Consider the following 13,433-nt stretch of genomic DNA (forward strand, 5'->3'; position numbering starts at 1 on the left):
GCATAAATGCGAATCAAACAGCATCATGCACTACAAAAGATAACAATAAACGAATTTTAATTAAAAAAAGTCAGGTAAAAGCAAATTATTTGTTTAGACAAGCAAGCTTGTTTCTTTTGCTATAAGCCACGCCAAAGCTCACTCTACGCTAAATTAAATAGCCAGTTTAGATTTACTCAACAACAATCCCTCTCTACACTGAATGCGAAATGTTTGCGAAAAAATGCAACTTTTCCACCACTTATACACCTAAGTAGGACGGATCCTGCTCGGCATATTGTACGTGTGCTTAAATAATTAATTGCTATAGGAAGTTATATGGGTATTGAGTTTGACAATGGAGTTCTATTATTTGACTCCTTTTTTACCGCCACCATTGGTATTTTGGTGCTATTTATCGGTAGACGAATAAATGCAGCGGTAGGTTTTCTGCGCGAGTTTAGTATTCCCGAACCCGTTACCGGCGGTATTCTGTTCTCGGTAATGATTGGTTTAATCTACGCCCTCACTTCTGTTGAAATCGAGTTTACCCTAGTCGCCCGCGACATTTTGCTAGTGTATTTCTTCACCACTATTGGTATTAACTCAAGCCTTAAAGATTTGCTCAAAGGCGGCATGCCACTGGTTATTCTCTTAGGTATTACAATCGGTTACATGATCCTGCAAAACTTAACCGGTATTACTGTAGCCAAAATATTTGGTTTAGAGTCTGCCGTAGGTATGCTGGGCGGTAGCGTGTCGCTTATTGGTGGTCACGGCACCGCTATTGCTTGGGCGCCTCGAATTGCTGAAGACTTTGGCATTAGTAACGCCATGGAAATTGGTATTGCCAGTGCGACTTTTGGCCTAATATTAGCCAGTTTAATGGGTGGTCCAATTGCCCAGTTCTTGGTAAATCGACACAACTTAAAACCAAAGAATGAAGAGCCTTTAGATGTAGGTGTAGCTGAAGAAAACAAGAACAACAGCATTACCGGTTTTGATTTCTTAGATGCGATTCTAGCCATTCATGTATGTATTATTCTTGGCTTCTTGTTAAACGAAGCTATCTCGCAGGCAGGCCTGCAACTGCCGCTGTTTGTTACCTGTTTGTTTGCCGGTATTGTTATGACCAACTTGGTACCTCAATCGCTTCCGCGCTTAACCGGTACCCAGTGGCCTTCTCGCAAACCAGCGGTTGCTCTAATTGCCGACATATCACTAGGCACCTTTTTAGCCATGTCATTAATGAGCATGCAGCTATGGACCTTAATTGATTTGGCCGGTCCAATTTTGGCGATTCTTGCCGCACAATTTTTGATTGCTATCTTGGTGAATATTTTTGTGGTGTTCCCAGCCATGGGCAAATCTTATGATGCAGCGGTGATATGTTCAGGCTTTGGAGGTATTTCTTTAGGTTCTACCCCTACTGCAATGGCTAACATGTCGGCGGTTTCACAACGCTACGGTAACTCTCATCTGGCCTTCATCATTGTGCCGTTGGTCTGTGCATTCTTTATCGATTTAGTGAACGCCCTGCTAATTCCATTCTTCCTAGCTAATTTCTAGCGTCATTGAGGGTAAGGTTATTAAGCCTTACCCTCAAAATTTTTAAGCTTTTGTTTCTTATATCTATTTACAGCAAAATCAGCACACCTTCCTAGGCTTACTCATCTCACCTGCCCATTGTTCTGCTATAACTTTAATGTTTAATTGTTCAAAATTCACCCAAACCTAAGGAGGCGCTTCCTATGACAATGATTAGCGCTAAACAGTTTTCAAGCTGGCTACGAGATCGCTTTGGCGAAGACAAAAAAGGAGTGTGTTTATCACGAGAAGACATCAATCACCTTACTGGTCGGCAAAGCTTTTCGTTAAGCTTTGTACACGATATTCATTACGAACTGATGCCCCACGGTATGGCTTTTGTTACCGACACCAATCGAGAAACATTCTACCTAGTGCCAATAAGCCAACGAAACTGGCGTGAACACCTAGAAAAACAATACGAAAAGGACTTGTTCTGCAACGTATTGCCATTAGATAAGTCTGCCAGTAACAACTAGCTTAGCGATCTATTTGCCACCTTGATGCGTTTGACTAATAAGCGTTAGATGAGGTGGAAGATTGGATAGTTTACAGCGAAACTACAAGTTACTCGGGTATGCTGGCTTAAGTGTTTTTATCGCTTTGGCATTGGCGGTAGTATTTGGAGCAACAAATACTGGCCCATCGCCTACCCAATTATTTTTGTATTACAGCGTCAGCATTTTGTGTTTTTTGTCTGGCAGCTTATGGGCGCAAACCGTCTCGGGAAATGCATTTGGCCCCGCTCAGTTATTTACAAGCAATGCCCTTACCTTGCTAGCTTGTGGTAGCTTGGTCATTAATTCTCCAACTTTTGCACTCGCGATATTAGCCTGTGCTTTTAGCTACCTTTACTACTGCGAATGGCACAGTGCTAATCCCAGCCGATTAGGTAAAAGCTACCAATCTATGCGTTTTAAACTCACCACAGTAGTGGTACTTTGCCACCTTGTGGTTCTTAGTCATCAGTAATCTGGAGCCTATATGCAATTACGAATTTTTTATGACGCCCAATGCCCACTTTGCGCAGAGGAAATGCGTCAACTCAAGTTTTTTGACCATCGCCAACTCATTGAGCTGCAAGATATTAATCAGGCAGATTTCACCAGCAAATATCCACATATTGATCGCAGCGAAGCCAGCGACATACTGCATGCGGAAACAGAAGAAGGCACCTTGCTGCTAGGATTAGACGTTACCGCGCAAGCGTGGGGCTTGGTCAATCAGAAACCTTGGATACAACTGTTACGCACGCCCTTATTGCGCAAAGTATCCGACAAAGCCTATTTAGTTTTTGCCAAAAACCGCTTCAAAATATCGAAGCTGTTAACCGGTAAAGAGCGCTGTGATGAACAAAGCTGCGGCGTGGGCAAACAGTTTGATTGACCAACAAGGGCAGCCTTAAGATGCAACGACTAATCGATGTCAACTTAGTACTTCGGGTCTATGAAAAGATTTGTCGCTTAGGAAAAAAGCAGCAAGACCACTATTTGTATGAAGGCCTAAGTGCCAGTTCAGACTGGGACGGTTATACCATTGTTGTTGCCAACTCCCAGCTTGAGCTAAGCGTGTTTTTTCATAACAAGTATCAGTTCTCTAGTCACGACGACAAAGCGATTGAAGGCTTTATCAAGCAGCTCAAATTTGTTGATGAACAGTGAATGCTGCGAGATCTAGCTCGCAAACTAACGCTCCAAGGCTACTGGTCAGAGCTCCAACTGCTACAGTAACAGTTTTTTAACAAGTGAGCAGGAAGCTTATTGTGTCAAAGCCAGTCCAGCAATGGTTTAAGGAATATGCGCGTAGCCATCAACATCCTACAAACAAGGCCATCCACTGGCTTATGGTGCCTGCCATCTACTTTAGCATTGTGGGCTTGTTGTGGTCAGTCCCTCTGCCAGGAACGAATTCAGCCAACAGCAATGCGCTATGTTGGCTCAATCTAGCCAGCTTGCTAGCAATACCGGTTCACGTCTTTTACTTCCGCTTATCTAAACCCCTTTGCTTAGCCATGGCGCTATTTACTGTAAGCTGCTTTTTAGTTTGTGATTTGATTACTCAATTTAGCCCAATTGCCATATGGCAGGTGAGCCTAATAATCTTTGTTGTCGCTTGGATTGGCCAATTTATCGGCCACAAAATAGAAGGCGCTAAGCCTTCCTTCTTTGAAGATATTCAGTACCTACTAATAGGTCCACTGTGGTTGATGGGTTTCGTGTTCGATTATCTAGGTTTAGATTACCAACAAAAATAATCCGCAAAGTTTAGCAAACCAAAAAAATACCCCGCTTTAGAGCGGGGTATTTTTATACAAAGCGATAACTAAAGCTTATTTCTCTGTGTAGCTATCGTGAGTTGCTTTTAGCTTATAGAAGGTTGCTTGAGAGTAATCATCTAAATCGCCAGAGATGTTTTGGTTGTAAACACCAGCTTTAAAGTACATGTACTTACCACCAACATCGTAGCCACTGTCGCTCATGTCTACTACCTGAACAGCGTCTTCTTTGCCTTCTCGAGAAACGGTAACAGTCATGGTGTTGCCAACCACTTCGATACGGTAGCTAAATACTTCGCCTAGCGCGATACCATCTTCACCAACCTCAGCCGTTAAATCACCTACTAGCGGATAGAAATCCTCTTTGGTAGCGTCTTGGCTTTCGTGAGCAAAGTAAACAGCACCAGTTGCTTGGTTTGGCAGCTTACGGTAGTACAAACGAATTGGCTCATCGTTTTGGTCGTGGATTTGACCAATAATAAAGCGACCTACTTCGTTAGCCGCACCAGTAGTGGTGGCGTGGTCAATTTTAAGGGTAGCTTCTAGAACGCCATCAATACCGCCGGCAGCTTTTAAGTCTGCTTCTGGAGCGCTTGAGAATACCCAGTTGTTTTTGTTCACACCTTTAGTTTTGTGCGACATATTACCGCGACGTAGCATTTCACGAAGCTCGGTACGCGCATACTTGGTGTTTTTAGAGGTACGAACCCCTTTCACGTAAGACTTGAATACTAAACCACCATCGTCTGCTGTATAGAAGATCTCAGGGTGCTGATAACCGTTTGCAAGGTTCCATTCAGACACGTCATCTGGGCGTTCATTTTTGTCGTGGTCGAAAGGCTGCGATAAGTACCAGTAAGACAAGTCAAAGTTTTCGCTTGGTGCGTTACCTGGTAGCGGCGTTTCTGGTAAAGCCGGAGTTGGAGGAAGCTCAGAACGCAAACATGTTACTGTGGTTTCACAAGGGTATACGGCTGGCGCACCAAAATCACCTGAACGAAGGTCTTTACGTGCTGCTTTACGTGCTTTCTCTGCCGCTTTCATTTCTGCAATCATTGAAGCTTCAGCTGCAACTACTGCACTAGTAATGATGTGGCTTGATGGACAAGCGTTAATGCTACAGTTAACGGCTGCGAGTTCCGTTACACTGTTCCAACCATTTTTGGTGTTGCCGTGTCCTACGTATCGTACGTAACGGGCATTTACCGCAGGCTCGAACTGAAAACGCTCTAAACCAAGGGCTCTACCAGAGCTCTCTTGAGCTTCTAGAACCGTTGTCCAAGTTTCACCGTCAACACTCATTTGAATATCAAATTTAGACTGACGCTGATTACCTTTACTAAAGGCAGCTTGAACAGCATCAAACTCTTGAACTGAGCCGTAGTCTAGCATTGCCCACTCGCCATCACCGGCTGCAGACCAACGCGTTGTAATGTCTTGGTCGAATAAACGGTCAGGGCCGTTACCATCATGGCTACTTGCAGTAATGGCTACCGGCGTTAATAGAGCTTCACCTGTCTCTTTGTTATTCGTAAACTTTTCAACAGAATCAGGAGTAGAAGTTGATGTACAGCCTACGGCTAAAAAAACAGAAGTTGCTAACAAGCTTTTAAGATAGATATGTTTCATGTATCCATTCACCTAATGTTGTATAAATCAACTATATAGTTTTTTATATAATCGACTCAGTGCTGTGTGTTGACGTGGAAATTACAGCTATCTCCGTTTCCACATTATCTGAAACCCTATACGAGAGCGTTTTCAAATCTAATGAACTATAAAGATAATATAATTTAATAATACAAATATATATGAATGTTGATAAATGCGATTAAGATCTAATCCTGCGGTTCGCAATAGTGATCTATGTTCAAAAAAACAATCCCTATTTACCCGTTTCCTAGGCGATTCAAGTTGCCATTTGAGATAGGCCCTAACCTTTTTCGCTTGTAAGGGTCTGTTCTCCTTCAGCGGTTTATAGTCGGCGATTTCACCAAAAATGAAGCGCCCTATTTTACTTGAGTCAAGCACCGTGATGATTGTAGTAGTGATGCCAGCACTTCAATTTACCCGCTACCTAACAAAGAGGAGGTCTACGGTTTTTGGAAGTTCGATATTTATAGGGTAGTCTACTAGGGAGAAAAGGCTTTATGTATGACAACTTAAGCGTTGAAGACGCAGATAAAAAATAAGCCGCAAATGCGGCTTAGTCTATTTACACTTTTATATTTATGTTTTCGCCTAGTCCAGCTCTAGTCGCAGGTGCGGCTTCTGGTACGTCAGCTGCGGCCACTAATTCTTGCACCGCTTTACCGTCTTGCTCTTGCTGACTTTTCGCCAGCTTGGCTGAAATCACTTCCATTGATTGCGAAGTGCTTGCTCCACTGATTTCCATTCTACCTCCTATTCCTGGACATCAACCCTATAGCGGCAATACTGAGCTTTTCTTTAGTAAAATTTGCTATTTAATTATCACAAGCTTCTGTTGTGAGTTGGTGCTCGCCTTTATCTTCACCTTCGGCAATTACAAAATCGCTAACAAACTGATAGCACTGCACCCCACCCTGCATCGCCAAGGCTTTAATGGTAATCACTCCACTGTTGCCAGACTTGCGATTACTCCATTGCTCCTTAGCACCTTGTTTTGGCTGCTTCATCAGCTTCTTCATGGCTTGTTCGTATTCATCTCGATCTTCATCAGTAATGCTGTCGGTGCTCTTAAGGCCTAAACGCTCTGTAGTACTGTCGCCAATCCTGCCAATTAGATTAAACGGTGAGGTTAATATTCCACCTACAAACCCTGTCACTAAACCTTTGCTGGCCTCTTTGCCCGCATCTTCGGCTTTGCTCACTAAGTCATCGGCACTGGCAATCATTTCGGGGATTTCAATCCTTAAGGCCTCGCTCTCTGCCAAAATAAGCGGCACTTGTGGCACCACTTTAGCAATCTCTTTATTGGTACCTCGCACGGTGGTGTTGGTTTCATCCACTCGCTTGAGGATCGCCGGTAGTTCTTCGCGCCACGCTTCTGTTTGTTCTAATACCGGTTCAATGGCTTGGCTAATTGCGGCAACTTCATCAATGATTAAAGGAAGTTGAGCGTTGATGTCATCAACTCGGCTTAATACCTCGGGAATCAATTCTTGGTAACCTTCACTCTGCTCAATAATTTGCGGAATAAAGGTTTGTAGCTCTGCGATTTGCGCCACAATTGGGTCAACCCGCTGAGCAGTACTATCCACCTGCTCTAACATGCTCGGCAATTGGATCCGCACTTGGCGAAGTTCTAAGGTAAAAAATACAATCGCTGCGGCTAGTGCAAACAACCCCAAGGCAGTGAGTATTCGAACAAAGCGTAAAAGACCTTCCATTTAAGCCATTTTCCCGTTGATTCTTCTCGCATAACCATAACCTATCTCTAGAGCCGAGTCTGCGTAAACCGCGGCAAAACCATTAATACCAATCACACTCAGTAAGTAATCAGAAATAACGCAAGAAACATACTCGAGAATAAGGCAGGATTTTTTTCGATAAGTCGTTATTCTACAATCAAAAGTTCTATCGCAATTATCGAGTATTTGAACCAGATAGAATGAACAGGTACTTAGTACGCTTTGAATAATAGCTTTAGCTGTGACTAATTGAAGCTGATACAATTACTCGGTAAGAAAACAATAGGCTTCAACATGACTCAAGTAAACAATCCCCTGCACGGCAAAACTCTCCAAAGTATTCTCGAAGAACTGGTTGAATTTTATGGTTGGGAAGAATTAGGCGCGCGCATTACCATTCGCTGTTTCACCCACGACCCAAGCATTAAATCTAGCCTTAAGTTTTTACGTAAAACGCAGTGGGCACGTGACAAAGTAGAACGTTTATACCTACGAATGAAAGGCTTAGCATAAGTTTTTAGCCCCGCTTAACACCTTGTCGCTAGCGAGCAAAGCTAAACGAGCATATAGTAATAAAGCAGCTAAGTTGCTGATTACTAAATAGAGGCTAATTGTGGAACTTCGACTAATACTCAACGGAAAGAAAGCTCACCTGCCCGAGATACGCGAAGCCGTGCAGCTACTGCGCAAGCAAGGGCACGACATTCAGGTACGAGTCACCTGGGAAGGTGGAGACGTTGAACGTTTAGTCGCCGAGGCCCACCAGCAAGGTTGGAATTCACCAGACAAAAAACTAGTTATAGGTGGTGGTGACGGTTCGGTGCAAGAAGTAGTATCTGCGCTTATGCAATATCCCGCAGAGCAACGTCCAAGCCTTGGCGTATTGCCACTTGGCACAGCCAATGACTTTGCCACTGCCTGCCAAATCCCCGATACCGCCTTAGCAGCGCTCGAGTTTGCTTTATCAAACAGCGCCAAAGCAGTTGATGTAATCCAAGCGACCGATTTAGAAAACCAGCAAAAGTTCTATTTTATGAACGTACTCACCGCAGGTTTTGGTGCCCAAATCACCGCGGAAACCCCAGTTGAGCTTAAAAACTTTTTAGGGGGTGGCGCTTATACCCTCTCTGGCATTGTGCAAGCGCTAAACTTTAAACCTTATATCGGCGAGATAAATAGCCCCGACAAACAGTTTTCTGGCGGTATCATCATTGGCGCCTTATGTAATGGTAAACAAGCTGGCGGAGGCCAAGTATTAGGGCCAAATGCCTACCTTAATGACGGCCTAATGGATATTTGTTTAGTTCGAGATTTCCCCGCTACCGCGCTAAGCCAAGTGCTGCAAGAAGCATCAGCCTTTGGTAATGACGAACAAATAAATGCCGACTATGTTGTCTCTTGGCAAACGCCTTGGTTAGAAACAAAATCTGAACAGTTTATTCCCACCAACCTCGACGGCGAACCGCATAAATTTAACCACGCGCGCTTTGACGTTGTTCCCAATGCTTTGCCGCTAATAGTGGCCGACTCTTGTCCTTGCTTAATGCCTTAAAGGGTGGACTAGCAGCTAATTTTTTAGCCTCTAAGGCTTGCTTAACTGCCCTAGCTTAGCGAGTTTCGACTAAGCTGAAAGGTAGGCCAGCAAGCTAACGAGGCAAACATGTTAGGTGAAAACCACGCGCTTATTTTCGAGTTTCCGGAACATCGGGAAAGAATTCATCAACTTAAAGTAGCAGACAGCGATTTTAATTCGCTAGCTAAGCGCTACCATCAACTCGACCATAAAATACGCGGCTTAGAAGCCACGCAAGTTCCCGCAGAAGACCAATACTTCATGCAAATGAAGCTACAACGCGTTCAACTTAAGCAGCAAATCTTTAGCATTTTGTCACAAGCCAATACAGCAACTGCAGAATAATGGCTAAAAAGAGTAAAGCTAATAAGTTAATTTTATTCGCTTTTACTTGAACCTTGTTGCTAAAACTACCTATATTGGAACTAGTTTTTATTGTCGCTTGTCATGCAAGGCTAAAAGGAATTACCAATGCCAAAGCAGAAAAACAAAGTATTACTGCTATTTGCGCACCCGTCGCAAGATCGCTCCGAAATCAATAAGCCTATGTTCAAGCTTGCCAGTAAAATAGATGGTGTAACCGCCATTGATTTATATCGCGAGTATCCTACTTTTCGAATCGACGTAGACAAAGAACAACAACGCTTGCTAGCGCACGATATTGTAATTATGCAATTTCCGCTCTATTGGTACTCCACTCCAGCCATTTTAAAAGAATGGCAAGACTTAGTGCTGGAATATGGCTTTGCTTATGGGCACGACGGCACCATGCTGCATGGTAAAACCTTGCTTTGCGCCATAACCGCAGGCGGTGCAGAAGCGGCTTATAGAAAAGAAGGTTATAACCATTTTACTATTCGTGAGTTACTGCACCCATTAGAGCAAACTGCCTCACTCATCGGTATGCGCTACCTTGCACCTTTCACCCTATTTAGCTCTCGCACCGCGGCCGAAGAAAATCGCGATAAAAAACATTTAGAAGATTGGACTCAGCTACTTAACGCATTAGTAAACAACCAACTCGATTTTGAACTTGCTGCAGGCTTAGCCAAGCTAGATGTACAAAACATTGACCTTATTAAGGAGTTGCTATGACCGGTTACTTCTTACAAGCCTTTGTTTACTTAATTGCCGCCGTACTGGCCGTGCCACTGGCCAAGCGTTTAGGTTTAGGCTCGGTACTGGGCTACTTAATTGCTGGGGTAATTATTGGTCCTGTGATTGGATTGGTAGGCGCCGAAACCGCCACTATTCAACACTTCGCCGAGTTTGGCGTAGTGATGATGCTATTTGTGGTAGGCCTAGAACTAGAGCCTAGAATGCTCTGGAATATGCGCCATAAACTCATTGGCCTTGGCGGCTTGCAAGTAGGTATCACCACCTTGGTGGTGATGTTAGCCTGCTTAGCTTTTGGGCTGCAGTGGTCGATAGCGCTGGCGGTTGGTTTAATATTCTCGCTCTCCTCTACCGCCATTGTGCTGCAAACCTTTAACGAAAAAGGTTTAGGTAAAACCGATGGAGGGCGCTCTTCCTTCTCGGTATTGCTGTTTCAAGATATTGCAGTAATCCCCATGTTGGCACTTATCCCTTTGCTAGCTTTGCCAGAGCTAGTGGCCTTATCCGAAAAACTGGGTGAAGCCGCCGCAGAACACGGCGATAGCCTAAACCTAGTGGCCCATTTGCCTGGTTGGGCTTACGCCATTGTGGTGGTTGTGGCCATTGTTGCCTTAGTGGTTGGTGGCCATTTCCTTAGTCGCCCTCTGTTCCGTTATGTAGCTAGCTCTGGGCTTCGCGAAATATTTACCGCCGCCACTTTAATGCTGGTTATTGGTATCGCCGCACTAATGGGCTTGGTAGGTTTATCGCCCGCCTTGGGCGCATTCTTAGCTGGGGTGGTACTCGCCAACAGTGAATTTAGGCATGAATTAGAATCCACCATCGAGCCTTTTAAAGGGCTGCTGTTAGGCTTGTTCTTTATCACAGTGGGGGCGGGTGTCGACTTTGGCGTATTGCAATTGCACTGGGGTAAAGTTATCGCCATGGCTTTAGCCATTATGCTAATCAAAGCCACCATTTTATTTGTTCTAGCGATTATCTTTAAGATTAAAAACAGCGACCGTTGGCTGTTTGCCCTTAGCTTGGCCCAAGCCGGTGAGTTTGGCTTTGTACTGCTTAACTACACCGTGCAAAACCATGTTATTCCACATGACTTATCACAAATCCTGTCCTTAGTTGTAGCCTTCTCAATGTTCTTAACACCGAGCCTGTTCATACTCTATGACAAAGTGATTTTGCCACGTTACGAACGCTCCGAAAACCATCAAGAACCCGATGAAATTGATGAAAAAGGCACGGTAATTGTGGCGGGCATTGGTCGTTTTGGGCAAATCATCAACCGCTTTTTAGTGGCTAACGGCATTAAAACAGTGGTGCTCGATCACCAAGCGGGCCAAGTAGAATTAATGCGTAAAATTAACATTAAAAGCTACTTTGGCGATGCCACCCAACCAGACCTATTGCATACAGCAGGCATAGAAGAAGCCAAACTTATGGTGGTCACCATCGATGATAAAGAGAAGGTGCGCGACATTGTTAAATACGTAAAGCACGCGCACCCGCATGTGCGTTTAATGGTGCGGGCGTTTGACCGCGGCCATGCTTACGAACTGCGCAGCTTAGGTGCCGATCACATAATTACCGAGGCCTACTACTCTGCACTAGAAATGGGTGGCCGAGCACTTAACGAATTGGGCTTTCATCCCTTTAAGTCTGAACAGCTTAAAGCCGCGTTTGACCAAATAGAAAAAGACAATAAAGAAAAGCTCTACCAAACTTGGTTAGCGGGTAACGAAGACAACCGCTTTAGCAACGACTACCGCGAACTGTTTTTGCAGTTAGAAGAGTTGCTAGGCAAAGCCATGAGCAAAGATCGCAGCGACGGTCACTCGCTTACCGAACGCGGCTGGACACCACCACCTAAAAGCTATCAAGACGACTTTAAGCAATAGTCATTAGGGTCTGTTGATCTTTGGCGTTGAAATTTTTTTCGAGATAAGCGGGATTTAATCGCGGCGAGCACTTAGAAGCCTAGTGGGTTAAGCAATAAGTGCTTAACAAAGAGTAAAGTTCGCTTATCCGAACCCTTCGGGCAGCATTTATTAGCCATTTATTCAGCGTTAGCGAGTGATTATTAAGCCCACTTAACTGCACACTCACTGCCTTGCCTAAATGGCTAAGACATTGCTGCAAAAACCATCAGCAAAGATCAACAGACCCTAATACAAACAGCCCCATAGCAATAGCCATGGGGCTGTTTGTTTTTAAGCAGGTAAAAGCTGGCTGCTAGGCGTTGCAGTCAATCTTCGCTTAAGGCTTAATAGGGCAAATTTTTGATATTAAGCGCAGTATGCATATCAACCAAGCTGAACGAGACGCCCTGTATAAAGTCATCTACTCCCGCCGCGATGTACGTAAAGACTTCTTAAGCACCCCAATTAACGACGACGTTATTCAACGTATTCTAGCTGCTGCTCATAACGCGCCCAGCGTTGGTTTTAGTCAGCCTTGGGATTTTATTTTGGTAAGTAAACAGCAAACCAAACAAGCGATTAAACGGGGCTACCAAGCCGCCAGCGAAGAATCTGCCAAACTGTTTGCTGATGATAAACGCGAGACCTACCAAAGCTTTAAACTTGAAGGCATTTTAGAAGCACCCTTAGGCATTTGTGTCACCTGCGATAGAGAACGCAATGGCCCGGTGGTAATAGGCCGCACCATTAAGCCAGAGATGGACTTATACAGCACCGTGTGTGCTATTCAAAACATGTGGCTGGCCGCCCGCGCCGAAAACCTTGGCCTAGGCTGGGTAAGCATTATTCACGACGAGGTTCTTCGCTCTGCCCTTAACATTCCAGAGCGTTTAGAAATCATTGGCTATCTGTGCATCGGCTATGTATCCGGCTTTGAAGAAAAACCAGAACTGGAGAAATTTGGTTGGTTAGAGCGAGAGAACTTAAACCAGCTGGTTCATCACGAGCAATGGTCAGATAAAACTAAGTAAACGAGGTAACTGGCTATCTGGTGTTAGACCACAACACATCAGTAAAAGCTCGATACCGTCTTCAATCAATTGATTTAAATTGACTCTGACACCTTTTATTTTTGGGGCCACTAACAAAAACTACCCAATACACCCACAAGACAATAAAGGTAAAAACAAAGACCAATAAGATGAAAATTAGTTCTATAAAACTACCAGGCCGAGACATTGTGAAAAGCGTAATCACTAATTGCACAACGGTTAATACAATAAACGGCCCAAATATTAGCTGTGACGTTCGCTTTACCCAGCGTGGAGTTAACGGGTGATGAATTCGACTTAAGCACTCTCCCTCTGCAACTGCCGACTCAACCGGATCGATGGTGTTATATATTCTCCCACTTACGTGGCAAAGCCTAGGGCCCATCTTTTTAATAGGTATATCTTGAGTGATAACCAATTTTTGTTCGACAGATTCAAGATCAAGCTTCACTCCTTTGGGAGGAACTAATACATACCTTTTACTCACCAAACATCCTTGTCATCTAAATTGTTGAGCATTTACACTTAATTTAACGCAGCCACCTT

Annotated in this window: 14 protein-coding genes and 1 pseudogene; 12 read left to right on the plus strand and 3 right to left on the minus strand. The window is 44.2% G+C overall.

Going from position 1 to position 13,433, the window contains the following annotated elements; all coding sequences use genetic code 11:
• Positions 1 to 318 precede the first annotated feature (318 nt).
• The 6 genes from gltS to OV592_RS15925 all read left to right on the plus strand — a co-directional run bounded on the left by gltS (position 319) and on the right by OV592_RS15925 (position 3,820).
• Complete coding sequence (gene gltS / locus OV592_RS15900) at positions 319 to 1,548, plus strand: sodium/glutamate symporter (protein ID WP_406609245.1); 1,230 nt, start codon at positions 319 to 321, stop codon at positions 1,546 to 1,548.
• 182 nt (positions 1,549 to 1,730) lie between these two features.
• On the plus strand, positions 1,731 to 2,045 hold the full coding sequence (locus tag OV592_RS15905) for a hypothetical protein (RefSeq protein WP_016400971.1): 315 nt from the start codon (positions 1,731 to 1,733) through the stop codon (positions 2,043 to 2,045).
• A 61-nt stretch (positions 2,046 to 2,106) separates the two neighbouring features.
• Positions 2,107 to 2,538 (plus strand): DUF3429 domain-containing protein, encoded by a 432-nt coding sequence (locus OV592_RS15910; protein WP_406609246.1) that lies wholly within the window; start codon positions 2,107 to 2,109, stop codon positions 2,536 to 2,538.
• A gap of 12 nt (positions 2,539 to 2,550) precedes the next feature.
• On the plus strand, positions 2,551 to 2,952 hold the full coding sequence (locus tag OV592_RS15915) for a thiol-disulfide oxidoreductase DCC family protein (RefSeq protein ID WP_016400969.1): 402 nt from the start codon (positions 2,551 to 2,553) through the stop codon (positions 2,950 to 2,952).
• Between the two features lie 20 nt (positions 2,953 to 2,972).
• A complete protein-coding gene (locus OV592_RS15920) occupies positions 2,973 to 3,227 on the plus strand; it encodes a DUF3081 family protein (protein ID WP_016400968.1) in 255 nt (84 codons plus the stop codon).
• Positions 3,228 to 3,328: 101 nt separating this feature from the next.
• Complete coding sequence (locus OV592_RS15925) at positions 3,329 to 3,820, plus strand: DUF962 domain-containing protein (RefSeq protein WP_406609247.1); 492 nt, start codon at positions 3,329 to 3,331, stop codon at positions 3,818 to 3,820.
• A 75-nt stretch (positions 3,821 to 3,895) separates the two neighbouring features.
• Here the strand turns inward: OV592_RS15925 and OV592_RS15930 are convergent, their stop codons facing one another.
• The 3 genes from OV592_RS15930 to OV592_RS15940 all read right to left on the minus strand — a co-directional run bounded on the left by OV592_RS15930 (position 3,896) and on the right by OV592_RS15940 (position 7,212).
• Complete coding sequence (locus tag OV592_RS15930) at positions 3,896 to 5,470, minus strand: polysaccharide lyase family 7 protein (RefSeq protein ID WP_406609248.1); 1,575 nt, start codon at positions 5,468 to 5,470, stop codon at positions 3,896 to 3,898.
• A gap of 586 nt (positions 5,471 to 6,056) precedes the next feature.
• Complete coding sequence (locus OV592_RS15935; protein ID WP_016400965.1) at positions 6,057 to 6,236, minus strand: hypothetical protein; 180 nt, start codon at positions 6,234 to 6,236, stop codon at positions 6,057 to 6,059.
• Between the two features lie 70 nt (positions 6,237 to 6,306).
• Complete coding sequence (locus OV592_RS15940; RefSeq protein ID WP_016400964.1) at positions 6,307 to 7,212, minus strand: hypothetical protein; 906 nt, start codon at positions 7,210 to 7,212, stop codon at positions 6,307 to 6,309.
• 315 nt (positions 7,213 to 7,527) lie between these two features.
• Between OV592_RS15940 and OV592_RS15945 the strand changes: the two are divergent.
• The 6 genes and pseudogenes from OV592_RS15945 to bluB all read left to right on the plus strand — a co-directional run.
• Positions 7,528 to 7,740, plus strand: a pseudogene (locus OV592_RS15945) (VF530 family DNA-binding protein); the annotation flags it as partial.
• Positions 7,741 to 7,846: 106 nt separating this feature from the next.
• Complete coding sequence (gene yegS, locus OV592_RS15950) at positions 7,847 to 8,785, plus strand: lipid kinase YegS (protein ID WP_406609249.1); 939 nt, start codon at positions 7,847 to 7,849, stop codon at positions 8,783 to 8,785.
• A 108-nt stretch (positions 8,786 to 8,893) separates the two neighbouring features.
• Positions 8,894 to 9,151 carry a YdcH family protein gene (locus tag OV592_RS15955; protein WP_016400960.1) on the plus strand — a complete coding sequence of 86 codons (258 nt, stop codon included), beginning with the start codon at positions 8,894 to 8,896 and terminating at the stop codon, positions 9,149 to 9,151.
• A gap of 126 nt (positions 9,152 to 9,277) precedes the next feature.
• Positions 9,278 to 9,901, plus strand: a complete 624-nt coding sequence (locus tag OV592_RS15960) for an NAD(P)H-dependent oxidoreductase (protein ID WP_406609250.1) — start codon at positions 9,278 to 9,280, stop codon at positions 9,899 to 9,901.
• Complete coding sequence (locus OV592_RS15965; protein ID WP_016400958.1) at positions 9,898 to 11,814, plus strand: monovalent cation:proton antiporter-2 (CPA2) family protein; 1,917 nt, start codon at positions 9,898 to 9,900, stop codon at positions 11,812 to 11,814. The genes OV592_RS15960 and OV592_RS15965 overlap by 4 nt, the downstream gene beginning before the upstream one ends.
• A 398-nt stretch (positions 11,815 to 12,212) precedes the next feature.
• Positions 12,213 to 12,866, plus strand: a complete 654-nt coding sequence (gene bluB, locus OV592_RS15970; RefSeq protein ID WP_406609251.1) for a 5,6-dimethylbenzimidazole synthase — start codon at positions 12,213 to 12,215, stop codon at positions 12,864 to 12,866.
• Positions 12,867 to 13,433: the final 567 nt, after the last annotated feature.

Source organism: Agarivorans sp. JK6 (assembly GCF_045277145.1).
Lineage (GTDB): Bacteria > Pseudomonadota > Gammaproteobacteria > Enterobacterales > Celerinatantimonadaceae > Agarivorans > Agarivorans albus.

Bases quoted from the DNA above. Each gene is read 5' to 3' on its own strand.
- gltS (WP_406609245.1), top strand. From the start codon at position 319: ATGGGTATTGAGTTTGACAATGGAGTTCTATTATTTGACTCCTTTTTT.
- OV592_RS15905 (WP_016400971.1), top strand. From the start codon at position 1,731: ATGACAATGATTAGCGCTAAACAGTTTTCAAGCTGGCTACGAGATCGC.
- OV592_RS15915 (WP_016400969.1), top strand. From the start codon at position 2,551: ATGCAATTACGAATTTTTTATGACGCCCAATGCCCACTTTGCGCAGAG.
- OV592_RS15920 (WP_016400968.1), top strand. From the start codon at position 2,973: ATGCAACGACTAATCGATGTCAACTTAGTACTTCGGGTCTATGAAAAG.
- OV592_RS15930 (WP_406609248.1), bottom strand. From the start codon at position 5,470: ATGAAACATATCTATCTTAAAAGCTTGTTAGCAACTTCTGTTTTTTTA.
- OV592_RS15935 (WP_016400965.1), bottom strand. From the start codon at position 6,236: ATGGAAATCAGTGGAGCAAGCACTTCGCAATCAATGGAAGTGATTTCA.
- OV592_RS15940 (WP_016400964.1), bottom strand. From the start codon at position 7,212: ATGGAAGGTCTTTTACGCTTTGTTCGAATACTCACTGCCTTGGGGTTG.
- OV592_RS15955 (WP_016400960.1), top strand. From the start codon at position 8,894: ATGTTAGGTGAAAACCACGCGCTTATTTTCGAGTTTCCGGAACATCGG.
- OV592_RS15960 (WP_406609250.1), top strand. From the start codon at position 9,278: ATGCCAAAGCAGAAAAACAAAGTATTACTGCTATTTGCGCACCCGTCG.
- OV592_RS15965 (WP_016400958.1), top strand. From the start codon at position 9,898: ATGACCGGTTACTTCTTACAAGCCTTTGTTTACTTAATTGCCGCCGTA.
- bluB (WP_406609251.1), top strand. From the start codon at position 12,213: ATGCATATCAACCAAGCTGAACGAGACGCCCTGTATAAAGTCATCTAC.